At 60.5% G+C, this 25825-nt stretch carries 21 protein-coding genes; 11 read left to right on the plus strand and 10 right to left on the minus strand.

Annotation, left to right across the window (positions count from 1 at the left end; genetic code table 11):
• The first annotated feature begins 36 nt into the window (after positions 1-36).
• The 7 genes from ACLD1X_RS00815 to ACLD1X_RS00845 all read left to right on the plus strand — a co-directional run bounded on the left by ACLD1X_RS00815 (position 37) and on the right by ACLD1X_RS00845 (position 12356).
• A complete protein-coding gene (locus tag ACLD1X_RS00815) occupies positions 37-4671 on the plus strand; it encodes a SpvB/TcaC N-terminal domain-containing protein (RefSeq protein ID WP_429365719.1) in 4635 nt (1544 codons plus the stop codon).
• The gene (locus tag ACLD1X_RS00820) at positions 4668-6317 is read left to right on the plus strand and encodes an RHS repeat domain-containing protein (protein ID WP_429365720.1); all 1650 of its coding nucleotides are present in this window, start codon (positions 4668-4670) and stop codon (positions 6315-6317) included. Before ACLD1X_RS00815 ends, ACLD1X_RS00820 begins: the two co-directional genes overlap by 4 nt.
• A 9-nt stretch (positions 6318-6326) precedes the next feature.
• A complete protein-coding gene (locus tag ACLD1X_RS00825; RefSeq protein WP_429365721.1) occupies positions 6327-7049 on the plus strand; it encodes an RHS repeat-associated core domain-containing protein in 723 nt (240 codons plus the stop codon).
• 38 nt (positions 7050-7087) lie between these two features.
• Positions 7088-7510, plus strand: coding sequence for a hypothetical protein (locus ACLD1X_RS00830; RefSeq protein WP_429365722.1), 423 nt, complete (start codon positions 7088-7090; stop codon positions 7508-7510).
• A gap of 128 nt (positions 7511-7638) precedes the next feature.
• Positions 7639-9405 carry a sensor histidine kinase gene (locus ACLD1X_RS00835; protein WP_429365723.1) on the plus strand — a complete coding sequence of 589 codons (1767 nt, stop codon included), beginning with the start codon at positions 7639-7641 and terminating at the stop codon, positions 9403-9405.
• Complete coding sequence (locus ACLD1X_RS00840; protein ID WP_429365724.1) at positions 9399-10724, plus strand: sigma-54-dependent transcriptional regulator; 1326 nt, start codon at positions 9399-9401, stop codon at positions 10722-10724. The genes ACLD1X_RS00835 and ACLD1X_RS00840 overlap by 7 nt, the downstream gene beginning before the upstream one ends.
• 312 nt (positions 10725-11036) lie before the next feature.
• Positions 11037-12356, plus strand: a complete 1320-nt coding sequence (locus ACLD1X_RS00845) for an MFS transporter (RefSeq protein WP_429365725.1) — start codon at positions 11037-11039, stop codon at positions 12354-12356.
• 119 nt (positions 12357-12475) lie between these two features.
• On the opposite strand, the gene ACLD1X_RS00850 is transcribed toward ACLD1X_RS00845, so the two are convergent.
• Positions 12476-13231 carry a COG4705 family protein gene (locus ACLD1X_RS00850; protein ID WP_429365726.1) on the minus strand — a complete coding sequence of 252 codons (756 nt, stop codon included), beginning with the start codon at positions 13229-13231 and terminating at the stop codon, positions 12476-12478.
• 335 nt (positions 13232-13566) lie between these two features.
• Between ACLD1X_RS00850 and ACLD1X_RS00855 the strand changes: the two genes are divergently transcribed.
• Positions 13567-13758: a hypothetical protein gene (locus ACLD1X_RS00855; RefSeq protein ID WP_429365727.1), complete on the plus strand. Its 192-nt coding sequence runs from the start codon at positions 13567-13569 to the stop codon at positions 13756-13758.
• A 212-nt stretch (positions 13759-13970) separates the two neighbouring features.
• Complete coding sequence (locus tag ACLD1X_RS00860; RefSeq protein WP_429365728.1) at positions 13971-14600, plus strand: flavin reductase family protein; 630 nt, start codon at positions 13971-13973, stop codon at positions 14598-14600.
• Here the strand turns inward: ACLD1X_RS00860 and ACLD1X_RS00865 are convergent, their stop codons facing one another.
• Positions 14601-14831, minus strand: coding sequence for a hypothetical protein (locus ACLD1X_RS00865; RefSeq protein WP_429365729.1), 231 nt, complete (start codon positions 14829-14831; stop codon positions 14601-14603).
• 41 nt (positions 14832-14872) lie between these two features.
• On the minus strand, positions 14873-15226 hold the full coding sequence (locus ACLD1X_RS00870) for a putative quinol monooxygenase (RefSeq protein ID WP_429365730.1): 354 nt from the start codon (positions 15224-15226) through the stop codon (positions 14873-14875).
• Between the two features lie 339 nt (positions 15227-15565).
• Here ACLD1X_RS00870 and ACLD1X_RS00875 point away from each other — a divergent pair, with 339 nt between their 5' ends.
• Complete coding sequence (locus ACLD1X_RS00875; protein ID WP_429365731.1) at positions 15566-16495, plus strand: AraC family transcriptional regulator; 930 nt, start codon at positions 15566-15568, stop codon at positions 16493-16495.
• A gap of 131 nt (positions 16496-16626) precedes the next feature.
• Here the strand turns inward: ACLD1X_RS00875 and ACLD1X_RS00880 are convergent, their stop codons facing one another.
• From ACLD1X_RS00880 to ACLD1X_RS00905, 6 genes are all read right to left on the minus strand, one after another.
• Positions 16627-17682, minus strand: a complete 1056-nt coding sequence (locus ACLD1X_RS00880) for an ABC transporter ATP-binding protein (RefSeq protein WP_429365732.1) — start codon at positions 17680-17682, stop codon at positions 16627-16629.
• Between the two features lie 18 nt (positions 17683-17700).
• Positions 17701-18549 (minus strand): ABC transporter permease, encoded by an 849-nt coding sequence (locus tag ACLD1X_RS00885; RefSeq protein ID WP_085714459.1) that lies wholly within the window; start codon positions 18547-18549, stop codon positions 17701-17703.
• A complete protein-coding gene (locus ACLD1X_RS00890; protein ID WP_429365733.1) occupies positions 18546-19454 on the minus strand; it encodes an ABC transporter permease in 909 nt (302 codons plus the stop codon). Before ACLD1X_RS00890 ends, ACLD1X_RS00885 begins: the two co-directional genes overlap by 4 nt.
• A gap of 166 nt (positions 19455-19620) precedes the next feature.
• On the minus strand, positions 19621-20724 hold the full coding sequence (locus ACLD1X_RS00895; protein WP_421139419.1) for an ABC transporter substrate-binding protein: 1104 nt from the start codon (positions 20722-20724) through the stop codon (positions 19621-19623).
• A 217-nt stretch (positions 20725-20941) separates the two neighbouring features.
• Entirely contained in the window at positions 20942-22390 is a 1449-nt protein-coding gene (locus tag ACLD1X_RS00900) for an aldehyde dehydrogenase family protein (protein WP_429365734.1), read from the minus strand.
• Positions 22387-24024: a 5-guanidino-2-oxopentanoate decarboxylase gene (locus ACLD1X_RS00905; protein WP_429365735.1), complete on the minus strand. Its 1638-nt coding sequence runs from the start codon at positions 24022-24024 to the stop codon at positions 22387-22389. The genes ACLD1X_RS00900 and ACLD1X_RS00905 overlap by 4 nt, the downstream gene beginning before the upstream one ends.
• 159 nt (positions 24025-24183) lie before the next feature.
• Between ACLD1X_RS00905 and ACLD1X_RS00910 the strand changes: the two genes are divergently transcribed.
• Complete coding sequence (locus tag ACLD1X_RS00910) at positions 24184-25065, plus strand: LysR substrate-binding domain-containing protein (RefSeq protein ID WP_429365736.1); 882 nt, start codon at positions 24184-24186, stop codon at positions 25063-25065.
• A gap of 124 nt (positions 25066-25189) precedes the next feature.
• Here the strand turns inward: ACLD1X_RS00910 and ACLD1X_RS00915 are convergent, their stop codons facing one another.
• Complete coding sequence (locus ACLD1X_RS00915) at positions 25190-25804, minus strand: NAD(P)-dependent oxidoreductase (protein WP_429365737.1); 615 nt, start codon at positions 25802-25804, stop codon at positions 25190-25192.
• Positions 25805-25825: the final 21 nt, after the last annotated feature.

Below are 25825 nucleotides of genomic sequence, written 5' to 3' on the forward strand. Positions count from 1 at the left end.
GCACTCGATGCATTCTCTGTCACGGCGGACACTCCCATGGCGACTGAACAGCAGGGCACCCTCGAAATCAACGCTCCCGCCCTCCCCAAGGGCGGCGGCGCCATCCAGAGCATCGGCAAGGGCTGGGGCGGTGTGGGCACCACCGGTGCGGCGTCGCTGGAACTGCCGCTGCCCATCAGCAAGGCGCCCAATCGTGACATGGTCCCGGCTCTGGACCTGGGTTACAGCAGCGATGTCGGTAACAGTCCGTTCGGCATCGGCTGGCGCCTGACCAGCAATGCGATCACCCTGCGCACCACCAAAGGCGTGCCGAAGTACGACGGCAGCGACCAGGTGGCTGGACCCGGCGGTGACGTGTGGATGCCCGAGAAGAGCGACGACGGCCAACTGATCTCCAGGGCGGTATCCGAGTACAACGGCATTCAGATCGGCTTGCACCAGGTCGTGCGCTACTGGCCCCGGGTCGAAGGCGCTTTCGATTTGATCGAGCACTGGACCAAAGAGGACGATGCGGAAAATCCGGCGGGCTTCTGGCTGATTCACGGTGCCGACGGCAGCCTGCACTGCTACGGTAAAACCGAGGCGTCACGTCGGGCCGATTCGAACGACAAGTCCCGCGTCGGTGCGTGGCTGATCGATGAAAGCCTGAACCTGCGCGGTGAACATGTGGTGTACCTGTACCAGGCGGAAGTCGATGCGCCGACCGCCCCGCAGTTACGCGATTACCGTGCCCAGCGCTACCTGCGTCGGGTCCTGTACGGCAACGCCCAGGCCAATGCCAACCTGTATGCATGGAAGGCCGATGGCTGGAAAGACGTAGCCTGGCATTTCCACTTGCTGTTCGATTACGGCGAACGCAGTGCCGACCTGACGCAAGTGCCGATTTACGATCTGCCCGGGATAGAGCGCGGCGAGTGGGGCGAACCGCGCAAGGATCCATTCTGGAACTACGCCTACGGTTTTGAATTGGGTTCCCGGCGCCTGTGCCGTCAGGTCCTGATGTTTCATCAGTTCGCCGAAGAGCTCGGTAACGACCCGGTGTTGGTCCAGCGCCTGCTGCTCGAGCATCGCCAGAGTCCGTTGGGCTACAACCATCTGACCGCCGCCCACATTCAGGCGTATGACAATCAGGGACAGATGGAAAGCCGGCCGCCCATGGAGTTTTTCTATAACCCGTTCGAACTCGATCCGCAGCGTGAGTGTTATCGCGAGTTCCCGCAGATGCCTGGTCTCAATGACGGTCAGCGCTATCAACTGGTGGACTTGTATGGCGAAGGCATGCCCGGTGTGCTGTTCAGCAGTGACAAGGCCTGGTATTACCGCGAACCGCTACGCGCCGACAGTGGTGGCAATCACGTGAGTTATGGCGACTGGGCGCTATTGCCCGGCATTCCCGTGGCCGATAGCAGCAAACCGATTCGCCAGTCCCTCAGCGACCTGACGGGCGACGGCAAGCTCGACTGGGTGATCGCTCAGCCCGGTATGTCCGGGTTCTTCACCCTCAATCCCGACCGAACCTGGTCGAAATTTGTGGCCTATGCAGCGTTTCCCTCGGAGTTTTTTCATCCCGGGGCGCAATTGGCGGACCTGGTGGGCGACGGTCTGACCGACCTGGCCTTGATCGGCCCGCGTAGCGTGCGGCTGTATTCAAGCCGTCGTGCAGTCGGGTTCAGCCTAGGGGCCAATGTCCCTCACGACGACGACTCGCTACCCCTGTTGAGCAGTACCCAGACCGAGCTGGTGGCCTTCAGCGATCCATTGGGCAGCGCGACCCAACACTTGATCCGCATCCGCCACAACGAAGTCAAATGCTGGCCGAATCTGGGTCATGGAAAGTTCGGCAAAGGTTTCGTGCTTTGCGAGCTGCCCTTCAACTATGCCGAGTTCGATGCATCACGGGTACGACTGGCAGACCTGGACGGTTCGGGTGCGGTTGACCTGATCTACCTGGAGTCCGACGGTTTCCGGGTGTTCATGAACCATGGCGGCGAAGGCTTCGATGAAGACTTTGTGAAAATGCCGTGGCCGCAAGGCGTGCGTTACGACCGCTTCTGCCAGGTGAGCATCGCCGACCTGCAGGGGCTGGGTTGTTCCAGTCTGATCCTGACCGTACCACACATGGAGCCCAGGCACTGGCGCTACGATTTCGTCAGCGCCAAGCCGTATCTGGTGAATGCCAGCCACAACAACATGGGCGCCGTGACGGGAGTGAGTTACCGCAGTTCGGCCCAGGAATGGCTGGACGAAAAAGCCGAGCTGATCGCGGCCGGCAAAGCCCCGGTTTCGCACCTGCCGTTTGCCATGCACCTGGTCAGCCAGCAGACCCAGCTCGATGAAATCACTGGCAATCGACTGACCCAGGGCTTCACTTACCGCCAGGGTTTCTACGACAGTTTCGAACGTGAGTTCCGTGGTTTTGGCCTGTTGCTGCAATCCGATACCGAAGCCTCGGCGGCGGAGCGTTCAAGCCCGGGATTCACTGCGCCGATTCTCAGCAAGACCTGGTTCCATACGGGCAAATCACTGAACATGCGGGACCCGGCTTATTACAGCGGCGACAAGGAAGCCGCGCGGATGAGTGGTCACTTACTGCAGCAATACCAACTCAGTGACGCGGCCGGTCGCCTGACCGTTCCCGATGAAAATCTTTCCCGCGAGATGGCCCGAACGCTGAGCGGGTCGGTGCTGCGCTCGGAGATCTTCGCCGCCGACGATGATCCGCAGACAGCAGTGCCGTATACCGTGCAAGAAAACCGCTTTCTGATCCGCGAGCTCAGGCCCAAGGGCCCGCACCATCCTTACGCCGTGCTGCAACTTCTGCCCCTGGAAAGCATCGCTTACCAGTACGAAAAAGCACTCGCCGACGACCCGCGGGTCCAGCACACGATCAACCTGGAGTGGGACAAGTTCGGCAACCTGACTCATGCTTTTGTCGTGCACTACGCGCGGCGTAAAACAGACAAAGACAACCCGCCCTTTCACCTTGATCAGCCCGGCGATGAAAGCGATGAAGACTACGAAAACAGATGGTGGCTGGATGCTCATGATCCAGCCCAGCAGAATTGGTACCTGACCCAGAGCAAGGCTGAGTATCGCCACCTCGAAAACAAGCAGGGCTGGCGTCTGGGGCTGCCCTATCGTCAGCGCACAAATGCGCTCGTCGTGGAAAAAGAAGAGCTCTACCCTTTTATGATCTCCTATGAAAACGCCCTTGAGTTCGGCAAAGACGAGGGAGAGTGGACTAGCAGAGCGATACTGACCGGCCTGAACCTGCAGCGTTATCAAAATCCGGCCACCGGCGAGTTACTGGACCCGGATGCATTGATCTTCACCGCCATGCCCGACTACCAGGAAACCGCCGAACTGGATGCCACCGCCCTGAGCGCCTACGACAAGCTCAAGGACGAAAACGGCAACATGCCGTTCAACCTCAAGGAGAAACTCGAATCACCTGAAGTCGGTTACCACATCATGGACCTGTTCCTGCCGGCTGCTCCAGCGGGTGACCCCGTAGACCCGACCGATGCCAAGAACTACCTGTGGTCCGTGCGCAAGAGCTTTCCCACTTACCACGGTCTGGAAGGGTTCCATAACGTCGAAAAATTCCAGCAGACCAAGAGCCATGGCATCACCACTGTCGCGTATGACAAACACTGGTGTCTGAGCACTGCCGTTACGCTGCCGGATGGCTGCACCACAAGCATCTTCGATATCGACTATCGATCGTTCCTGCCAGCAGGCATCATCGACCCCAACCAAAATACCCAGGAGGCTCGCTACAACGCGTTAGGCGAAGTGCTGGTGACCAGTTTTCATGGCACGGAACTGGGCGTCGAGGTCGGTTTCCATCCGCTCAGCGGTTACCAGCCACCGGAGGACCGCACTCCTGCAGGCGCTATCGCCGACAAGAACAAAGCCATCGGCAACTACGCCACGGCCACCTTCTCTGCGCCCTTCAGCTGGATGGGCAAAATCCCCCCGGCAGCGCCCGAGTCATGGCTGGCCTGGGCCCGCGCCGAAGGGTTCGCATTGCCCGACGGCTATCTCTGCAGCCGGGCACGTGTGCACCTTGAAGGCCTGCAAAATCCTTCCGCTAACGAACGGCAGCTTCAGCAGTATCTCGACAACGCGCATCGCGAACCCGTGCATGTCGTCACCTTGCAGGCCGACCGCTACCCCGGCGACCCGGAGCTGCAAATCCGCGCAGCCATCGCCTGTTGGGATGGTTTCGGCCGTTCCCTGCAAACCAAGCAGGAGGTCGAACCCGGTCTGGCCTGGATGGTCAACGACAACGGTGAACTGGAACCCGACGAAAACGGTCGCCCCAAGGAAGAACAGGCAGCCCGGCGCTGGCGGGTCAGCGAACGGGTCGAGTACAACAATAAAGGCGAGACCGTGCGGATCTATCGCCCCTACTTCGCCAGCGCCTACCGCTACATCAACGACGCCTCGATCCGCGAGTCGGGCTACCACGACCAGCAGTTCTACGACGCCGCCGGCCGGCCGACACACACTGTGCTGGCGAAAAAAATGCTGCAGGGCAATCCACCAGAAGAAAAACCATTACGCCGGGAACAACGCTATCGCGCCTGGTACACCATTGCGTTTGACGAGAACGACCTGTTTGATCCGCCACCCGCACAACGACCATCCATCTGGACAATCCATTGAACGCAAACATCCATCGCCAGACGCCAGAGCTGGCTGCAAACGATGGTCGTGGCATAGCGGTACGGCAAGTGGCTTACCTTCGTGCAGTGGAGTCTGATCACCCCGCTGCGCGAATCTCCACTCGGCAAAATGACGCTGCCGGGCGGGTGGTGGCTCAACGCGACCCACGGTTTTCTTCAACTGCAACCCGGCCGAACCAGACAGCGCTTTACAACCTGTCGGGCGCGAGGCTGTTGACTGACAACGTCGATGCCGGATGGCGCCTGAACCTGACAGGTGACGCCGGACAAGTGCTCGAACAGTGGGATGGCCGAGGCAGTCGTTGGCAGAACGAGTACGACGAATTGCGTCGGCCAGTCGCTCTCCATGAATACGTATTGGGTATGGACCTGCGCACCGTCGAACGCATGACCTATGCCGACGACTCCGCTGAATTCGCCGAGCGTAACCAGTGCGGGAGTTTGATCCGTCATGACGATTCGGCCGGTACGCTGTGGCTCAGGCAAATCGCCCTGAATGGCGGATTGATCCACCAGACCCGGCGCTTCCTGCCGGATCAGGCGAACCTGTCAGCCAACTGGCCGGCGACCGAAGCTGATCGCGACGCATTGCTACAACCCGGCACAGGCTACACCAGCCAACATCGATATGGCCCGTCAGGTGAAGTGCTGGAGCAGATCGATGCCAGCGGCCATCTGCGACAATTCAACTTCGACCGCGCCGGGCAACTGCAACGTATCGACCTGACGCTAAAAGGCCGGGCATCGCAGTCGTTGCTCAAAACTGCCGACTACGATGCCGCGGGACGATTGCTCACTCAGGTTGCCGGCAACAACGTCACCTGCATCGCCAGCTACCAGGCTGAAAACGGCCGACTGGAACGCCTGACCGCGACCACCTCAACACGCCAGCGCTTGCAGGAGATGAGTTACGAATACGACCCGGTCGGCAACATCCTCCGGCTGGTCGATCACACACAGGCGGACAACTATTTCGACAACCAGCGCGTGGTTGCGCAGAACACCTATACCTACGACAGCCTCTACCAACTGATCAGTGCCAAGGGTCGTGAAACCGCGGGTGCGGGACAAACCCCGGGATTACCGGAACTGAACATCCCCAGCCCCATCGATCCCGCCCGATTGCTCAACGACACCGAACATTACGAATACGACACTGGCGGCAACCGGACCTTGTTGCGCCATGAAAGTGACCAGAGTCCGTTCAGTCGCCGAATGTACGTCGATCCACAGAGCAACCGCGCCTTGCCATGGAATGAGGGTGAGGAAGTTCCCGACTTCAGCCGTCACTTTGATGCAAACGGCAACTTGCAGTACCTGGCGTCAGGCGCCCAACCGATGACCTGGGATGCGCGCAATCAATTGCAAAGTGTCACCACCGTCCAACGCCCAGGCAGAGTGAATGATGGGGAATGGTATCGCTACAACGCTGCCGGAGAGCGGGTCGTCAAGTTCAGCACTCGACAGGCCCGCACTATGCCCCATCAGGATATTGTCCACTACCTCCCGGGTCTGGAAGTGCGCACCGCCGATGAGCGCGAAGAGTTTCAGGTCATTGACGTCCAACTGGTCCGTGGCAGCGTGCGGTGCCTGCATTGGGTCAAGGGACAACCGGACGGTATCTAAAACGATCAAGTGCGCTACAGCATCGAAGATCACCTGGGCTCCAGTTGCCTGGAGCTGGATCAACAGGCCGCCGTCATCAGTCACGAGGGTTACTACCCCTATGGTGGTACGGCGTGGTGGGCTGCCCGCTCGAAGGCCGATGCCGATTACAAGACCATTCGGTATTCGGGCAAGGAGCGGGATGCCAGCGGGCTTGACTACTATGGAGCCCGATATTACGCGGGGTGGTTGGGGCGGTGGGTAAATCCGGATCCGGCGGAGAATATAGATGGGCTTAATCGCTATAAAATGGTAGGCAACAACCCCATTGTTTATACAGACCCGTCAGGAGAGGAAAAAAAGAAAATCAACAAAGACATTCATATGATTTGGATAGGAGAAGCACCAGAAAAACTGGAGACGCAAATAGCAAATATTAACAACACCGCCAAACAAGCTAGCGGCTACAAAGTTCACCTGTATCTGGAGACCGCCATCAAAGACAGCTACACCAAAATACTTAAAAAACTAAAAATCCACGACATAATCTATTTGCGAGAAAGTAAGCTTTTCAGCGACTTCCAGAGAACCGAAATAGCAACTATCTATAATGACTTCAGGTCAGGTGACCCGAAAAACCTCGCTTTTGCGGCAGACGTTTTGCGACCCTACATCGTGAAAGAGCTTGGCGGGATGTACTCCGATGTCGACGACATTTATGAAAAGGCAAATACAAAAACGCAAAAAAACTAGGTAAAACCTCCCTAAAGGCAGAGGCTAACGAACTTATTTTGCACGAACCTGTATTTGTACCTTGGGAGGGCTTTGTTTCTGCCCCTCAAATACCCAACAGTTCATTTGCTGCTCATTCCGGAAACGTGATTTTAAATGACATCATGCAAGAGATGAGCTCACGATATAAAAAGATTGTCGACTCCGGAAAATACTCCGATGACAATGGCTATATTGGAGCCAGCACTCTCAAATTAGAAAAAAATGAAAGAGCAAAAATACTGACATCCCTAGTAGGGCCTGGAGTTTTTACTGACGTCATCATGCGTCATGATAGCGAAGTAGAACCAATGCTCGGGCAAAAAAGGGATACACGTTTTGGCGTAGCTCCTCCCCAGGGATTTAATGAAAAAATGGAAATGAAGATGCCGCTTGGTCGATACATTAAACCTGGCAGTCTTGGTTCGTGGAGAGCGAACTAATAACCGTCATTGATAGCCGAGTGCCCAACATCCTCTGGGGCAGTGTTCACGACTTACATATGGGATTGATAGGCCGCAATCACCTCTCATGCTAAGGTGCCGTCCTTATTCCTGCCTGTTCCCACAGCATGCTCCCGACCTCCAGAACCCTGCGCCTGGCGCTCTACACCCTGCTCATCATCGCCGGCGCCGCCATCGCCGCGAGCCTGGCCATGCGCCACGCCGTGCGCCAGTCAATGGTCGAAGACGCCGCCCGTGCCAATCAGCAATTGGGGCTGTACGCCACGTCCCTGCACACCCTGATCGAGCGCTACCGCGCCTTGCCCTCGGTGCTGGCGCTGGACCCGCAATTGCGCGACGCGCTAAAAGGCCCCGTGAGCCCCGAACGGCAGGACGAACTCAATCGCAAACTGGAAAAGATCAACGGCGCCGCCCAATCCTCGACCCTCGAACTGCTCGATCGCACCGGCCTGGCCGTGGCGGCGAGCAACTGGCGATTGCCCAGCAGTTACGTCGGGCACAACTATGCCTTTCGCCCTTACTTCAGCCAGACCCGCACCCAGGGTACCGGGCGTTTTTATGCGGTAGGCGTGACCAGCGGGATTCCCGGCTACTTTCTCTCCAGCGCGGTCAGCGATGACGATGGCCAGTTCCTCGGTGCCATGGTGGTGAAACTGGAATTTCCCGAACTGGAACGCGAATGGCGCCAGGGCAGCGACACGCTGCTGGTCAGCGACGCACGCGGGATCATCTTCATCGCCAACCAGCCGGGCTGGCGCTACCGCCTGCTCAAGCCGTTGAACGACCGCGATCATGCCGAGCTCAAGAGCACCCGCCAGTACGACAAGCAACCCCTGACGCCGCTTGAGTTTCAATCATTGCGGCGCTTTGACGACAACAGCGACCTGGCTCGGGTCGATGGCCCGGACGGCAAGGCGGATTACCTGTGGGAATCCCTGCCGCTGGGTGCCGAGGGCTGGACCCTGCACCTGTTGCGGCGCCCGCAAGTCGCCTTCGAAGACAGCCGCAACGCGGCGCTCGCCGCGGCCGGGCTATGGTTGACCCTGGTGTTCCTGCTGCTGTTTCTCCACCAGCGCTGGCGCCTGGCCAAACTGCGTCAGCGCAGTCGCGAAGAACTCGAACAGCTTGTAGAAGAACGGACGCGCGACCTGAAGACCGCCCAGGAGGGTCTGGTGCAGTCGGCCAAACTCGCGGCACTGGGGCAGATGTCCGCCGCCCTGGCGCATGAAATCAACCAGCCGCTGACCGCCCAGCGCATGCAGCTGGCAACCCTGCGCCTGCTGCTCGACCACGGCCGCGTCGACGACGCCTACAAGGCGCTCAGACCGGTGGATGAAATGCTCACGCGCATGGCGGCCCTCACCGGCCACCTGAAAACCTTCGCCCGCAAAAGCCCCAGTGGATTGCGCGAACGCCTGGACCTGGCGGCGGTGGTGGACCAGTCGCTGCAACTGCTCGATACACGGTTGCGTGACGAACAGGTCAGCACGGTGTTGCACCTGACCCGCCCGGCCTGGGTGCGCGGCGATGCGATTCGTCTGGAACAGGTGCTGATCAATCTGCTGCGCAACGCCCTCGACGCGATGCAGGACAAACCCTGCAAACGCCTGGAAATCCGCCTCGAAGCCGACGAGCAATTGTGGCGCCTGAGCGTGATCGACAACGGTGGCGGTATCGCCGAAGAGAACCTGTCCAAGGTCTTCGATCCGTTCTTCACCACCAAACCGGTGGGCGATGGCCTGGGCATCGGTCTGGCCGTATCGTTTGCCATCGTTCACGAATCCGGCGGGCGCCTGAGTGCCGCCAATCATGACAAGGGTGCGGTGTTTACCGTGACCCTGCCCATCGACCTGGAGGTGCATCAAGCATGCTGAACTCAGTGATGGTGGTCGACGACGAAAGCAGCATCCGCAGTGCCGTCGAGCAGTGGTTGAGCCTGTCGGGTTTCGAGGTGCAGCTGTTCAGCCGCGCCGACGAATGCCTGGCGCAATTGCCCAGGCACTTTGCCGGGGTGATTCTCAGCGATGTGCGCATGCCCGGCATGACCGGCCTGGAACTGCTGGCCGAAGTGCAACGTCGGGACGCCGATTTGCCGGTGATCCTGTTGACCGGCCACGGCGATGTGCCGATGGCTGTCGAGGCCATGCGCGACGGTGCCTACGATTTCCTCGAAAAACCCTTCAGCCCGGAAACCCTGCTCGGCAGCCTGCGCCGCGCCCTCGACAAGCGCCGGCTGGTACTGGAAAACCGCGCTCTGCACGAGCAGGCGGACAACCGCGCCAGACTGGATGCCACGCTGCTCGGCGTGTCCCGGGGTTTGCAGACCTTGCGACGGCAGGTGCTGGACCTGGCAGCACTGCCGGTCAACGTGCTGATTCGCGGTGAAACCGGCAGCGGCAAGGAACTGGTTGCGCGTTGCCTGCACGACTTCGGGCCACGGGCCGGCAAACCCTTTGTCGCACTCAACTGCGCGGCCATCCCCGAGCAATTGTTCGAGGCCGAGCTGTTCGGTCACGAGAGCGGCGCGTTTACCGGGGCGTCCGGCAGGCGCATTGGCAAACTGGAGTACGCCGACGGCGGCACGCTGTTTCTCGATGAAATCGAAAGCATGCCGCTGGCCCAGCAGGTGAAGCTGCTGCGGGTGTTGCAGGAGCAGAAGCTTGAGCGACTGGGATCGAACCAGAGCATTCGCGTGGATTTGCGCATCATCGCCGCGACCAAACCGGACCTGCTCGACGAAGCGCGGGCCGGACGCTTTCGCGAAGACCTGGCCTATCGCTTGAACGTCGCCGAGTTGCGTTTGCCGCCGTTGCGCGACCGGCGCGAAGACATCCCGTTGCTCTACGAGTCGTTCGCCCGCAACGCTGCCGAGCGTCTGGGCCGGACCCTGCCACCGTTGAGCGGTCCACAGTTGAGCCATCTATTGAGTCACGACTGGCCGGGCAATGTGCGCGAACTGGCAAACGTCGCCGAGCGTCAGGTATTGGGGCTCGACGAGCCGGAGCCCTTTGGCATCGAGTCAGGCCAGTCACTGGCGGCGCAGCAGGAAGCGTTCGAGGCGCAATGCCTGCGCGCAGCATTGACCCGGCACAAGGGCGATGTGAAAGCGGTGCTCGAAGAACTGCAACTGCCGCGCCGGACCTTCAATGAAAAGATGCAGCGGCATGGGTTGAGCAGGGAGATGTTCCTGTAGCGTCCGAGCTGGCCTCTTCGCGGGCAAGCCCGCTCCCACAGGGATCTTCTGGGAACACAGATTTTATGAACACCCGCGGTCATTGTGGGAGCGGGCTTGCCCGCGAAGAGGCCGGTACATGCGACACAAACTCTAAAGCCCGGATAAGCAATTTTCCGCTCACAACCCGCCACAGATAAGCGGATTTCCGCTCACCAAAACACCCTCCCCCCTCTAAACCGGCCCTCTCCCCGTTGGCACAGCTCCTGCTATAGCCCTGGCAGGCTGCGTTTCACCGCGCTCCACAAAAACAATTAAATGAAGGATCCTTCAATGGATAACTCCAACTCCCTGCCGCTTGGGTCGGCTGCCGTGCCGGCCAAGGAAAGAACCACTTCCAGCCGCATCAAATCGATCTTCAGCGGTTCCGTCGGCAACATGGTCGAGTGGTACGACTGGTACGTCTACGCCGCGTTCTCCCTGTACTTCGCCAAGACCTTCTTCCCCAAGGGCGACACCACCGCGCAACTGCTCAACACCGCCGCGATCTTCGCCGTGGGCTTCCTGATGCGTCCGATCGGTGGCTGGCTGATGGGCCTGTATGCCGACAAGGTCGGGCGCAAAAAGGCCCTGATGGCCTCGGTGTACCTGATGTGCTTCGGCTCGCTGCTGATCGCCCTGAGCCCGAGCTACGAAGTCATCGGCATCGGCGCGCCGATCCTGCTGGTGTTCGCGCGCTTGCTGCAAGGCCTGTCGGTGGGTGGCGAATACGGCACCTCCGCCACTTACCTCAGCGAGATGGCAACCAAGGAGCGTCGCGGCTTCTACTCCAGCTTCCAGTACGTGACGCTGATTTCCGGCCAGCTCATCGCCCTGGCGGTGCTGATCGTGCTGCAACAGCTGCTGACCACCGAAGAGCTCTATGCCTGGGGCTGGCGCATCCCGTTCGCCATCGGCGCGCTGTGTGCCGTGGTTGCGTTGTACCTGCGTCGCGGCATGGAAGAGACCGAGTCGTTCACCAAGAAGGAAAAAGCCAAGGAAAGCGCGATGCGCACCTTGATGCGCCACCCCAAGGAACTGATGACCGTGGTCGGCCTGACCATGGGCGGTACCCTGGCGTTCTACACCTACACCACGTACATGCAGAAATACCTGGTGAACACCGTCGGCATGAGCATTTCCGACTCCACCACCATTTCCGCCGCCACGCTGTTCCTGTTCATGTGCCTGCAACCGGTCATCGGCGGGCTGTCGGATAAAATCGGTCGCCGGCCGATCCTGATCGCCTTCGGCATCCTGGGAACCCTGTTCACCGTGCCGATCCTCACCACCCTGCACACCATTACGACCTGGTGGGGCGCGTTCTTCCTGATCATGGCGGCGCTGATCATCGTCAGCGGCTACACCTCGATCAACGCCGTGGTGAAAGCCGAGCTGTTCCCGACCGAAATTCGCGCCCTGGGCGTGGGCCTGCCGTACGCACTGACCGTATCGATCTTCGGCGGCACCGCCGAATACATCGCGCTGTGGTTCAAGAGCATCGGCATGGAAACCGGTTACTACTGGTACGTCACCGCATGTATTGCCGTGTCGTTGCTGGTGTACGTCACCATGAAAGACACCCGCAAACATTCGCGGATCGTCACTGACTGACAGGATTGGCCGTCACTGCAATAGTGACTGATAGAGCCCCTTCGCGAGCAGGCTCGCTCCCACAAGGTTTGCACGATATCTGTGGGAGCGAGCCTGCTCGCGATGGGCTCGCCTCGGTATCAGGTCAACTCGGCAACCTGTGGCTTGCCAAACTTTTTCTGTGCAACAGAAGCCCCGGCAATCATCACCACCAGAATCCCCGCCAACACCAGCGACGAACCGATGGTGCCGAAGTCCAGCCCACCCTTTTCATGGGGTTTGGTCAGGAAGTCGCCCAGGGTTGCACCGAAAGGCCGCGTCAGCACGAACGCCACCCAGAACAGCACAACCGACGAAATTTTCGTGAAGTATTTCAGCAGCACCACCACAGCGATGGTCGAACCGATCAGCAGCGCACCGCCGGCAAAACCCAGGCCCGAATCGTCGGCCAGGTAATCGCCCAGCGCCGTACCCAGGGTGTTGGAAAACAGAATCGCCATCCAGTAGAACATCTCGCCACGGAACGTCTGGACCTTGGTCACGTTCAGCGAATCGCCGCTCAGGCGCCAGGCCGCAAAGATCCCCAACAGAATCGCAATCAGGATCATCGAACCGGTGGCATAACCCAGCTCCAGGGTGCGGTCCATGAAGTCCGACATGGTGGTGCCGGCCGTGCTGGTCGACAGAATCACGATCCAGTACAGCACTGGCTTGTAGGTTTTCGACATCAGTTGCGTCACCAATGTCAGCACGAACACGCTGATCAGGATCAGCGAGCTGATGGCATAACCGACATTGAGGGTCATCGACAGCAGATCCCCCGCGGTTTCCCCCAGGGTTGTCGCGCAGATTTTCATCACCCAGAACGCCAGGGTGATTTGAGGAAGTTTATTCATCGAGGGTAGAACTCCAATGGTCATGACGGCCAAATCTTGGTTCGGCCGGCGCGCAGATTGGCGATGCAGCAGTGAAAAATGGGTAAGGGCTTTATGAAAAATCTGTCACGCCGGCAAAAGAGCCGATTAATCACGCGTTAATGCTCGCCGCCCAACCTTTAACGACCTGATCGATTGATTGCGATGTGCTCACTCTTCCTTGAAAGCGAAAAAGCCTGACGACCTTAATATCTAATTAATCGATCACTATCAGGATGTATTTGCGAAATTAAATCGAATTATCTGGCGTCGCAGTTTTTATTGCACAAAACGCCAACGAAACGGGAGTTACCGCCATGAAAACCAAACTGATCCTTACCCTGGTCCTTTCCGTACTGGCTGCCAACACCTTCGCGGCCGACGGCTACGACAAAACCGGCTCGGCCTCTTTCGAGTCCGGAGCCAGCGCTGCCATCGAACGCAGCCACTCGGGTGCCTATGCTGCTGACGGTTTCGACAAAACCGGTACGGCTGAAAGCATCGGCTGATCGTGGAGGGAGATTCACAGCCCGGCCTCAAACCTGTAGGAGCGAGCTTGATCGCGATGGACTCAAGTGCACCGCGTTCAGCCAGGGAACACACGTAATCGTTAACGACCATCGCGAGCATGCTCGCTCCTACAGGGGTGAGGCCGGGCTGGAAATCCGCGGCGCGTGCTTGCACCATGAGCGTCTCCCGCCCGCTCCGGAAACTCTCCCCGATGCCCGATGACATCCACTTCTACGAACCCGCCAACGGCCACGGCCTGCCCCACGATCCGTTCAACGCCATCGTCGGTCCACGCCCCATCGGCTGGATCTCTTCACAGGATGCCGAGGGCCGCTTGAACCTGGCGCCCTACAGCTTCTTCAATGCCTTCAACTACATTCCGCCGATCATTGGTTTTTCCAGCGTCGGGCGCAAAGACAGCCTGAACAACATCGAACAGACCGGTGAGTTCGCCTGGAACCTGGCCACACGGCCGCTGGCCGAGCAGATGAACCAGAGCTGCGCCATGGTCGGGCCTTTGGTCAACGAATTCGAACTGGCCGGACTGACACCCGTTGCCTCCAAGGTCATTCAGGTGCCTCGAGTGGCCGAAAGCCCGGTGTCGTTCGAGTGCAAGGTCACGCAGATCATTCAGTTGCAACGGGCGGACGGCAATGTGGTGCCCAGTTGGCTGGTCCTCGGCGAAGTGGTCGCCGTGCATATCGCCAAATGGCTGTTGAAGGACGGGATATACGACACCGCCGCGGCAGAACCGATTCTGCGCGGCGGCGGGCCAGCGGATTACTTCCAGCTGGGGCCTGAGGCGTTGTTCAAGATGTACCGCCCGGGGGCGGTGAAGTGATCACCAGAGCAGGTCGGTGTTTTCTCTGACGTCCTTGAGGCGGGTCAGCTCCTTGGCGGCCGCATCATCGGCCTCGTGGGCGGTCTTGAAGACCTGGCCTTCCAGCACTTTGTGAAAACGCGGGGCGCCGGAACCACCCAGCGCCTTGACGGCGATAGCGGCGTGGTAACCACCCTCGCCCGGTACTACAGCGGAAACAGCTTCAAAGTGTTCAAAGGCTTTACGTGCCATGTCGCGAGTCCTGGCTGGTTGAGAATGCTGTCATTAAACCCTCAACCGGCCAGTTTGTGTACCGCTGCGCCGGACTGACCGAGGGCCTGTGCCGCCGACACATCCTTGAAGGTGTGAAAATCCAGACTGTTGACCACCAGGTCCTGTACCAGCTCGGCAAAAACTTCCATCGCCGGCGTGCTGAAGTACGCGGTCATCGCCTGTTGATTGCTCCAGAAACCGGACACCAGCCACAGTTCTGGATCGCACTGCGAATGCTGCAAGGCAAAGCTCAGGCAACCCGGCGCTGCGCGGGACGGTTCGATCAGGGCACTGAGGCGCACACCGAGTTCCGCCGAGCGCCCGGCGCGCGCTCGAACGAAGGCCATATGACTGACGGGGATCTGCTTGGACATGTTCAACCCTCCCGGGGAGTCGCGTGGCAGCCGGGGGACGGGCTGCGACAGGATCAAAGGTTAAGGGCCACGATGCCGGTCTCGTTAGTCGATTCCTGCCGGCGCGTTGCACAATCCTGCGAAACTGCATGGCAAGCCTGTAACAAGCGGTAAAACCCCGTCACCGTTCTGTCACACGAGTTTCAAGCAAGTTTTTCCGGCGCAAGGCTCTAGTATTAACGCCGTCGGTCGTGCCCAGGCAGAATCAGGCAAGCATCCGGCAGGATGTGTCTACCGCTGTCGCTTGCACAAACTTATGCTCTGCTCCATTCCCACCCTGCCTTGCCGAGGATGCCTCGCATGTCGTCGCTCGATCACTTTCAAGCCCCGCTGGACACCGACATGGAAAAGCAGCGCGCGGAACTGGCCGCGATCATTCGCCGTAACACCGCCGAAGACGGCAGTTATGCCACGGCCATCGGCTCGCTGTTCATGTCCCGCCACAGCCAGTCCCATGAGTTCGCCCCGGGGCTGGCGCAACCGGCGCTGTGCATCATGGCCCAGGGGCGCAAGGAAGTTCGGCTGGCCGACGAGTACTTCAATTACGACCCGTTGAACTACCTGGTGGTCTCGGTCTCGATGCCGCTGAGTGGAAGGGTGGTGGATGTCTCGGCCGAGGAACCGATCCTGGCCTTGCGCCTGGACATCGACCCGGCGGAAATCACTGCACTGATCGCCGACGCCGGCCCCCTCGGTGTACCCACCCGGCCGACCGGGCGCGGGCTGTATGTCGAACGGCTCGACACCGCCATGCTTGATGCGGTGCTGCGTCTGGCACGGCTGCTGGACACGCCAAAAGACATCGCCATGCTCGCGCCGCTGATTCGCCGGGAGATTCTCTATCGACTGTTGCGCAGCAAACAGGGGCATCGGCTGTACGAAATCGCCATCGCCAACAGCCAGAGCCATCGCATCAGCCAGGCGATCAAATGGCTCAACGGCAATTTCGAGCAGCCGTTGCGCATCGATGATCTGGCGAAAGAGGTGAACCTGAGCGTGTCGACGCTGCATCACCGTTTCAAGGCGATGACGGCGATGAGTCCGTTGCAATATCAAAAGCAGCTTCGCCTGCAGGAAGCGCGGCGGCTGATGCTGGCCGAAGGGCTGGAGGCTTCGGCGGCGGGGTATCGCGTCGGCTATGAAAGCCCTTCGCAGTTCAGCCGGGAGTACAGTCGGCTGTTCGGTGCGCCGCCTTTGCGGGATCTGGCGCGGTTGCGGCTGAGTGTCTGATCCGGAATTTTCAGTGCGGTTGCTGACGCCTTCGCGGGCAAGCCCGCTCCCACAGGTATTGTGAACGCCACATACCCTGTGGGAGCGGGCTTGCCCGCGAAGAGGTCAGCTCAGGCAATACAAGTCTTGGATCAGGCCCCGAGTACCCGGCAAGCCTCCGCCGGCAATGTCACCGACACCGGATGCCCGATGCTCAGGCCGAAGCCCTGGCACGGCGTGCTCAGCGCGGTAAACGACACCCCGGAACACTCGACCGTGGTCTCGATGGTCGCGCCGATATCGCGCACGAACGTCACCTTGCCCAGCAAGCGGTTGCCCGCGGTTGCCTGCGGTGCAGACAGTTGCAAGTCTTCCGGGCGAATCAGCATCTTCAGCTTCTCCCCGGCCGCAATGCTGGTGCAGATCGGCACTTGCAGCGCATCGCCACCTGGCAGGCTGACCTTGCCGTTGCCCAGCGCCGTGGCCGGGAAGATGTTGCCCGAGCCGATGAAATCGGCGACGAACTCGTTGGCCGGGTGCCGGTAGATTTCAATCGGCGTGCCCACTTGCTGCACCCGATGCTCACCCAGCACCACCACGATATCGGCCATGGTCATGGCCTCGCGCTGGTCGTGGGTCACCATGATGGTGGTGATGTTCAGGCGTTGTTGCAGTTGGCGGATTTCCACCTGCATCGACTCGCGCAGCTTGGCGTCCAGCGCCGACAACGGTTCGTCGAGCAAGAGGATTTTCGGGTGCGAGGCAATCGCCCGGGCAATCGCCACGCGCTGACGCTGACCACCGGAGAGCTTGGCCACCGGACGATTGATCATTTGTTGCAGCTGGATCAGTTCCAGCAATTCCACCACCCGCTTCTGCTGGTCGGCCTTGCTGACCCCGCGCAGTTTCAGCGGGTAGGCAATGTTCTCGCCCACGGTCATGTGCGGGAACAGTGCCAGGGACTGGAACACCATGCCGAAGTTGCGCAGGTGCGCCGGGGTGTTACCGATGTCTTCACCGTCCAGGCGGATCTCGCCGCCGGTCAGGGTTTCAAGGCCGGCAATCATGCGCAGCAACGTGGTTTTGCCACAGCCCGAAGGGCCGAGGAAACACACCAGCTTGCCCTCGGGCAAATGCAGGTTCACATCCGTTACCGCGCAGGCCGAGCCGTAATGTTTCTCGACGTTTTCCAGAATCAGACCAGACATAAGAAGCACCTCAAGAAATCAGAACGAAACGCCACCTTCACCAACCAGCTTCTCCAGCGCCCAGATCAGGACGAAGTCGATCAGCACGATCAGCACGGCAAACGAAAATACGGTTGGGTCGAGCGAAGACACGGTGCGGCTGTACATCCAGATCGGCACGGTCATCACATCGATGGTGTAGAGGAAGTAGGTCACGGTGAACTCGTTGAACGAGACGATGAACGCCAGCAGCATGCCCGCCAGGATCCCCGACTTCATCAACGGCACCACCACATCGACAATCGCCCGCAGCGGTGAAGCGCCGAGCATTTGCGCGGCCTCTTCGACTTCGCTGCCGATGGAGAGCATCGCCGCCGTGCAGTTCTTCACCACGAACGGCAATGCGAGGATCACGTGGGCAATCACCAGGCGCGAGGTGGTCATGTGGAACGGCAGGCTGTCGAACACCAGCAGCAATGCCAGGCCCAACACCACCATCGGGAACACCAGTGGCAACGACATCAGTTGCAGCGCCACGGCCTTGCCGCGGAACTCGCAACGGGTCAGCGCGTAGGCCGCCGGCACTGCGATCAGCGTGGCGAAGATCATGGTCAGGCACGACACCAGCAGGCTGGTGGTCATGGCCTGGCCGAGGCTCAGTACGTCGCTGGCGTCCGGTGACACAAAGGTGTGCCAGGCGGCTTTGTACCATTGCAGGCTGTAGCTGCTCGGCGGGAAGTCGAGGTTCGACGCACCGCTGAACGACATCACGATCATGGTCAGGATCGGCAGCACCGCCAACAGCAGGATGAAGCCCGAGAGGATGCCGGCAAACTTGCCGGTTTCACCCGGCAACAGCGACTGGCGCTTCTTGATCAGGGTACTCATTGCGAAGCCTCCAGCATGCGGCGACGACGGCCAGTGATGTATTCGGACAGGGTCATGATCGCCAGGGTGGTAACGATCAGCACCACACCGGCAGCCGATGCGGCGGGCCAGTTCATCAGCGGAGCGATCTGGTCGTGCACCATCACAGCCAGCATCGGCACGCGCCGGCCACCGAGCAGCAACGGCACCACGAAACTGCTGGCGTTGTAGGCGAACACCAGGGTCGCACCGGTAATGATCCCCGGCAGACTCATCGGCAATACCACTTGGCGGAACACCTGCAAGCGGCTGGCGCCAAGGGTGGCGGCGGCCTCTTCATAGCTGCGAGCGACACCGCGCATGGCGCTGGCAATCGGCAACACGGCCAGCGGGAAGGCGGTTTGCACCAGGCCCATCAATACGCCGTTCTGGTTGTACAACAGCATGATCGGGCGCTTGATCAGGCCCAGGCCCATCAGGGTCTGGTTGAGCATGCCGCCAGGACCGAGGATCACCAGCCAGCCGTAGCTTTGCAGCAACAGGTTGACCAGCAATGGCAGCAACACTGCCGCAAGGAAGATCCGTCGCACGAACGGTGAGGTCAGGCGCGACATGGTGTAGGCCACCGGGATCGCCAGAATCACTGCGATCACCGCGCTGATCAGCGCCAGGCGCAGGGTCAGCATCAGCGATTTGAGGTAATAGGGTTCCAGCAACTGGGCGTAACTGGCCAGGCTGAAGCCGGACCATTCCGCGCCTTTGGTGCCCACGCTCATGCGCAGTACCAGCAGGCTGGCGGCAATCAGTACGCCTAGAAACAGCATCGACGGCGAGAGGAAAAGCCAGGCCCGCGTCGTTGGCGAAACACCCTGAGCAGCGCGCACGGGGGCGGCACTCACCGGATGGGTCAGAGGTTGGTGTTCCATAGCAAAGGGTCTCGTCAATGGAAGATCAGTGGCACACGGAAGCGGGGTGTAGACCCCGATCCCATGTAGGAGCGAGCTCGCTCGCGAAGGAAGTGAGGGCGCCACGTTCATTCAGGCAGCCCTCGTCATCGTTAACATCCATCGCGAGCAAGCTCGCTCCTACAGATCAGGAAGAAAAGATTTCCGTGTAACGACGAATCCATTGGTCATGCACAGTCGCCAGGAAGGCGTTGTCGTGCATGATCGCCTTCTCGGCAATCTGCTCCGGCGTGAGGATGTACGGGCTCTTGCGTGCTTCGGCGGAGATGATCGCCTTGGCGTTGACCGGGCCGTTGTAGATGTCTTCAGCCATCTTGCCCTGCACCAGTGGGTCCAGGGAGTGGTTGATGAAGGCGTAGGCCATGTCGGTGTCGCCCGGACGGTTCTTGGGCATTACCGACTGCATCAGGTCGGTGTAGAAACCTTCCTTCATGCCGAATGTAGCGCTCAGGCCGTAGTTCGGATCGCGGATCTGTTTCGGGAAGAACGCTGGTGCGTACAGGCCGCCCATGTCCAGGGAACCGGTGCGGAACAGCTCGGCGATCTGGTTCGGGTTTTCACCCAGCGTCACCACACGATCTTTCAGCTCGGCGAGTTTCTTGAAGCCCGGTTCGATGTTGTGTTCGTCACCACCGGCCAGTTTGGCGGCGATGATGATCAGGTCCATGGCCTCGGTCCAGTTCGGCGGCGGCAGGAAGATGTTCGGGGCCAGTTCCGGGTCCCACAGGGCCGCGTAGCTGGTCGGAGCTTCTTTCTGGGTGCGGGTGCTGTAGACCAGGCTGTTGCACCACAGCAGGTAACCGATACCGTGGCCATTGGCGCCGGTGCGGTACTTCTCCGGTACATCGACAAGGTTGGGAATGCGGTTGAGGTCGGGTTTTTCCAGCAGGTTGGCGGCGGCCAGACCTTCGGCACCGACGCCTGCCAGGGTGATGATGTCGTATTGCGGACGATCACCACCGGCCTTGAGCTTGGCGACCATTTCCGAAGTACTGCCGGTGCGGTCAGCGATGACCTTGCAGCCGTACTTGTCTTCGAACGTCGCGGCGATGTTGCGCAGCGCAGCCAGGCCGGTGTCATCGGACCAGGTCAGCAAACGCAGGGTCTTGCCGGCAAAACGTGTATCGCTGGCATTGGCCTTGATGAACGGCATGCTCATGGCCGCTGCTGCAACCGAGGCTACGCCCACGGTCTTGATGAATTGACGTCTGTTCAGATCATGCTCGCCCATTACGGACTCCCTTTGTTTTTGTAGGTATGAGGCTGGTCGAAACTGTTGCATCCGCGCGGCTGGATCAGCTTTAGCCCCTGTGTTTTCGGGGGCCAGGCTGAGCCGGCGAGTTCATCCTGAGGTCGTGTAAAACACCTGACTATCGATAAAAACTCATTGAAGCCATGACGTCAGCGCATGCCTCATCACGAGGCATGCGCTCACCTTTTTCGTGCCTTCAGACGGCCCGAATCACGTGTTTGATTTCCTGGAAAGCCTGCAAGCCCCACGGCCCCAATTCGCGGCCGATGCTGCTCTGCTTGTAGCCGCCCCAGGCGGTCTGCGGGAAGATCACTTGCGGCGCATTGATCCACACAAGCCCGGCCTGCAAAGCGTTGGCGACGCGGTCGGCGGTCTCGGCATTGCGCGTGACCACACTGGCGACCAGGCCAAACTGGCTGTCGTTGGCCAGGGCAATCGCTTCGGCTTCAGAGGCGAAACTGCGCACGCAGATCACCGGGCCGAAAATCTCTTCGTTCCACAGCGCACTGTCGAGGGGCACTTCGGTGAAGACTGTCGGCTGCAAAAAATATCCGCGCGGCAGGTCGGCCGGGCGATTGCCGCCGCAAACCAGTTTGGCGCCGGCACTCAAACCGCGGTCGATGTGACCGAGCACACGCTGGTATTGCGCCTGATTGACCAGGGCGCCCATTTCCACGTTCGGGTCGAACGGGTCGGCCACGCGAATCGCTTCGGCACGGGCCTTCACCCGGGTCAGGAACTCGTCGGCCAGCTCATTGGCGACCAGCACGCGGCTGGTGGCGGAACACATTTGCCCGGCGTTGAAGAAACCACCGCCGCAAGCCACTTCCACCGCCAGGTCGATATCGGCATCGGCCAGCACCAGCAGCGAAGATTTGCCGCCCAGTTCCAGGCTCACGCCCTTGACGGTTTCCGCCGCACGCTGCATGACCTGCACGCCGACCGCATTGCTGCCGGTGAACGACACCTTGGCGATGCGCGGGTCGGCCGACAGCGGAGCGCCAACGGCCAGGCCGGTGCCGCACACCAGGTTGAACACACCGGCAGGCAAGCCGGCTTGGGCAATAATCGTCGCCAGTTCCAGTTCCGGCAGCGGCGTCACTTCCGAAGGCTTGAGCACCACGCAGCAACCGGCGGCCAGGGCCGGGGCGAGTTTCCACGCGGTGGTGACCATCGGGAAGTTCCACGGCACGATCAGGCCGACCACGCCACAGGGTTCACGACGCAGGCGAGCGCTGAAATCGTCGCTTGGCAGCTCGATGGCGCTGTCCTGCTTGGCGTCCAGGCCTTCGGCCAGACCGGCGTAGTAGTCGAACGTGGCGATCACGTCATCGACGTCGATCGCGGCTTCGAACTGCGGCTTGCCATTGTTGCTCGACTGCAGGTGCATCAGTTTTTCGCGATTGGCCTGCACGCCAGCGGCGATTTTGCGCAGGATCGCGCCGCGTTCGGCGCCCGTGGTTTTCGACCAGGCGGCGAACGCCTGGGTCGCCGCGCTCACCGCTTGATCGACAGCGCGCTCATCGCCACCGTTCACCGTGGTCAACAGGGCTTCGGTCGCCGGATTGATGACGCGCAGGTGTTCGTTGCCGGCCGACCATTGGCCATTGATGTACAAGCCATCCAGGGTAGTCGGGAAACTCATTTCGACACCGCCTTCATCCATTCGGTCTGATCGATTTCAATCAGGGTCGGGCCCTGGCGATCGGTGGCCACGCGCAAGGCACCGCGCAATTGCTCGACACTGCTGACGGCTTCGGCCGCGCAACCCAAGGCCTTGGCCACACCGATGAAGTCCGGGGTGTAGATGTCCACGCCGACCGGCTCGATGGCACGGTTGACCATGTATTTCTTGATCTCTTCGTAACCCTGGTTATTCCACAGCAACACGATGACCGGGGTGCGCGCTTCAACGGCGCTGGCCAGTTCCGGCAGGGTGAATTGCAGGCCGCCGTCGCCGATCAGGCATACCACCGGTGGGCGATGACCGCTTTCAGCGCTGCCGCCGAGCCAGGCGCCAATCGCCGCCGGCAAGGCGTAACCGAGGGTGCCGTAACCGGTGGACGAGTTGAACCAGCGACGCGGACGCTCCGGGTTGAACGTCAGGTTGCCGGTGTATACCGGCTGGGTCGAATCGCCGACAAACACGGCGTCCGGCAGTTCGTGCAGCACGGTTTCCAGGAAACGGGTCTGGGCCAGGGTCGGCGCGTCCCAAGTGGCGGCCAGATCTTCACGCAAACGAGCGGCGCGTACCTGACCCCAATCGTTGCGGCGCTCGGCCAGGGATTTGTGCGACAAGGCGCTGAGCAAGGCCTGGGCAGCGTTGCGCGAGTCAGCGACCAAGGCCACGTGCGGCGGGTAGTTGCGCACGGTCTGGTCCGGGTCGATGTCGATGCGCAACAGCTGGCCTGGAATCTCGAAGCCACCCGCGAAGGTCACGTCGTAGTCGGTCTCGGCCAGTTCGGTGCCGATGGCCAATACCACATCGGCTTCGGCGACCAGCGCACGGGTGGCGACCAGGCTCTGGGTCGAACCGATCAGCAGCGGGTGGCCGGAGGCGAGCATGCCCTTGGCATTGATGGTCAGGGCTACCGGCGCGTCCAGCAGCTCGGCCAGCTCGGTCAGCTCGACCGCCGCGTCGATTGCACCGCCGCCGGCAAGAATCAGCGGGCGCTTGGCGCCGGCCAGCAAATCGGTCATGCGCGACACGGCGCTCGGCGAAGCACCGGCGCGGTCGATGTTGACCGGCAGGCTGGTGAGCAGGTCGTCGGCGTCTTCAACCAATACGTCCAGCGGAATTTCAATGTGCACCGGACGCGGGCGGCCAGCCTGGAACAGGGCAAAGGCGCGAGCCAACACGCCTGGCAATTCCGACGCCGACATCAGGGTATGGGAGAATGCCGCGACACCGGCACACAGCGCGCCCTGGTTCGGCAGCTCATGCAGTTTGCCGCGACCGCCGCCCAACTGGCTGCGCGATTGCACGCTGGAGATCACCAGCATCGGGATGGAGTCGGCGTAGGCCTGGCCCATGGCGGTGGTGATGTTGGTCATGCCTGGGCCGGTGATGATGAAGCACACACCGGGTTTGCCGCTGGTGCGGGCGTAGCCGTCGGCCATGAAGCCGGCGCCCTGTTCATGGCGCGGCGTGACGTGGTTGATGCTCGAACGGGCCAGCCCGCGATACAACTCCACGGTATGAACCCCCGGAATGCCGAACACCTGCTCGACTCCGTAGTTTTCGAGTAACTTGACCAATACTTCGCCGCACGTCGCCATGTCTTTGCCCTTCTTGTTCGTTTGAGACGCCGGGCATGCGCTGTGTTTATGATGGATTCGCAGGCCCGGGAATGGCCTCATTGGAACGGGCGACACGTAGCCGCAACAATGGATAAAAAGTCATACTAGCCATGTCCTCACGTCATACCTTGGATCCCAATGAAACGACTGCCTCCCCTGCCGGCGCTGCACACATTCCTGATTACCGCGCAGTGCTGCAATTTCACCCGTGCTGCCGAACAGCTGTTTATCACCCAGGGTGCGGTGAGTCGGCAGATCGCCGGGCTGGAAGATTTTCTGGGTTATGAGCTGTTCGTCCGTCAGGCCCGAGGCCTGGACCTGACAGCCGAAGGACGGGAATGGCTGCCACGGGTGCAGCAGATTTTCGGCCTGATCGACGAGGCGGTGGAGCAGATCGGCGAGAAGCGCGAAACCCTGCAGCTCAAGGCGCCGACCTGCGTCATGCGCTGGCTGCTGCCGCGTCTGTTGCAATGGCAAAGGGAACGCCCGGACGTGCCGGTGGAGCTGACCACCACGGTCAAGCACGGCGTGGATTTTCATCGCGAGCAGTTCGATGCGGCGGTGATGTACGGCGCACCGCCGGACGATTCATTGATGTCGCAAAAGCTCTTCGATGAACAACTCACGCCGGTGTGTTCCAGGCCGATGCTCGAAGGCCCCATGCCCCTGCAGACTCCGGCCGATCTGCAACAACACTTGTTGCTGCACCCGACCCGCGATGAACGGGACTGGAAGGCCTGGTTGAAAGCCGCGGACGTACAGTTGAGCAATGTCGGCAAGGGCCAGCATTTCGAAACACTGGACCTGGCGATGTCGATGGCGTCCCAGGGAACGGGGGTGGCGATTGGCGACTGGTCGCTGATCGGCGATGACCTGAACGCCGGGCGACTGGTCATGCCATTCGAATTGAAGGTGACAACGGGGCTGGCGTATTACCTGGTGTTCCCCGAAAAACCCGGGCCTTCGCCGAAGTTGCGCGAATTGATGGACTGGCTGGTGGAGCAGGCGCAAAGCCGCTGAACAATACCTTGTAGGAGCGAGCTTGCTCGCGATGAACCTGAGAACGCCGCGGGGTATCAGGTTCCCAGCGTTATCGTTGGCGATCATCGCGAGCGAGCTCGCTCCTACAGGAGATCAGTGATCTTCAATAGCCGACCGTAAACCGTTGCTGCGAATGCTTCGGTGCTTCCACTTCGTCGAGCATCGCGATCGCGTAGTCGGCAAAGGTAATCCAGCTGCGCCCTGCACTGCTCACCAGCAAATCGTCCTTGCCGATGCGGAACTTGCCCGTGCGCTCACCCTCGACAAACTCCGCCGACGGCGACAGAAAAGTCCAGTCCAGTTGCTTTTCCTGACGCAGGTTTTCCAGAAACTCAGCGCCGGCACCCGCTTCGGCCTTGTACTCTGCCGGGAAGCCCTGACTGTCGATCACCCGGGTACCGTCCGGCAACAACAACGAGCCGGCGCCGCCTACCACCAGCAGGCGCTTGACCCCGGCGCTCTTCACAGGCCCGATCACGGCACTGGCAGGCAGGGTGGCGAAATGCGCCGCGCTGATCACCACATCATGACCGGCGACGGCTGCTTGCAGGGCAGCGGCATCGAGGGCATCGACACTTTTGCTGACCACACCGTCACGCCGGCCGATCTTCGACGTATCGCGGGCGATGGCAGTGACGCTGTGGCCGCGACGCAGGGCCTCTTCCAGCAATTGGCTACCGGCACGACCGGTGGCCCCGATGATTGCGATTTTGCTCATGACATTCTCCAACAGGTTGGG

This window comes from Pseudomonas sp. 18173 (genome assembly GCF_050432945.1).
Taxonomy (GTDB): Bacteria; Pseudomonadota; Gammaproteobacteria; order Pseudomonadales; family Pseudomonadaceae; genus Aquipseudomonas.

Excerpts from the sequence above, each read along its gene's own strand:
- ACLD1X_RS00875 (WP_429365731.1), top strand. The coding sequence starts at position 15,566 with ATGTCGTCGCTCGATCACTTTCAAGCCCCGCTGGACACCGACATGGAA.
- ACLD1X_RS00870 (WP_429365730.1), bottom strand. The coding sequence starts at position 15,226 with ATGTCCAAGCAGATCCCCGTCAGTCATATGGCCTTCGTTCGAGCGCGC.
- ACLD1X_RS00855 (WP_429365727.1), top strand. The coding sequence starts at position 13,567 with ATGAAAACCAAACTGATCCTTACCCTGGTCCTTTCCGTACTGGCTGCC.
- ACLD1X_RS00890 (WP_429365733.1), bottom strand. The coding sequence starts at position 19,454 with ATGGAACACCAACCTCTGACCCATCCGGTGAGTGCCGCCCCCGTGCGC.
- ACLD1X_RS00910 (WP_429365736.1), top strand. The coding sequence starts at position 24,184 with ATGAAACGACTGCCTCCCCTGCCGGCGCTGCACACATTCCTGATTACC.
- ACLD1X_RS00815 (WP_429365719.1), top strand. The coding sequence starts at position 37 with ATGGCGACTGAACAGCAGGGCACCCTCGAAATCAACGCTCCCGCCCTC.
- ACLD1X_RS00895 (WP_421139419.1), bottom strand. The coding sequence starts at position 20,724 with ATGGGCGAGCATGATCTGAACAGACGTCAATTCATCAAGACCGTGGGC.
- ACLD1X_RS00865 (WP_429365729.1), bottom strand. The coding sequence starts at position 14,831 with ATGGCACGTAAAGCCTTTGAACACTTTGAAGCTGTTTCCGCTGTAGTA.
- ACLD1X_RS00845 (WP_429365725.1), top strand. The coding sequence starts at position 11,037 with ATGGATAACTCCAACTCCCTGCCGCTTGGGTCGGCTGCCGTGCCGGCC.
- ACLD1X_RS00915 (WP_429365737.1), bottom strand. The coding sequence starts at position 25,804 with ATGAGCAAAATCGCAATCATCGGGGCCACCGGTCGTGCCGGTAGCCAA.
- ACLD1X_RS00905 (WP_429365735.1), bottom strand. The coding sequence starts at position 24,024 with ATGGCGACGTGCGGCGAAGTATTGGTCAAGTTACTCGAAAACTACGGA.
- ACLD1X_RS00880 (WP_429365732.1), bottom strand. The coding sequence starts at position 17,682 with ATGTCTGGTCTGATTCTGGAAAACGTCGAGAAACATTACGGCTCGGCC.
- ACLD1X_RS00885 (WP_085714459.1), bottom strand. The coding sequence starts at position 18,549 with ATGAGTACCCTGATCAAGAAGCGCCAGTCGCTGTTGCCGGGTGAAACC.
- ACLD1X_RS00850 (WP_429365726.1), bottom strand. The coding sequence starts at position 13,231 with ATGAATAAACTTCCTCAAATCACCCTGGCGTTCTGGGTGATGAAAATC.
- ACLD1X_RS00900 (WP_429365734.1), bottom strand. The coding sequence starts at position 22,390 with ATGAGTTTCCCGACTACCCTGGATGGCTTGTACATCAATGGCCAATGG.
- ACLD1X_RS00840 (WP_429365724.1), top strand. The coding sequence starts at position 9,399 with ATGCTGAACTCAGTGATGGTGGTCGACGACGAAAGCAGCATCCGCAGT.
- ACLD1X_RS00860 (WP_429365728.1), top strand. The coding sequence starts at position 13,971 with ATGCCCGATGACATCCACTTCTACGAACCCGCCAACGGCCACGGCCTG.
- ACLD1X_RS00835 (WP_429365723.1), top strand. The coding sequence starts at position 7,639 with ATGCTCCCGACCTCCAGAACCCTGCGCCTGGCGCTCTACACCCTGCTC.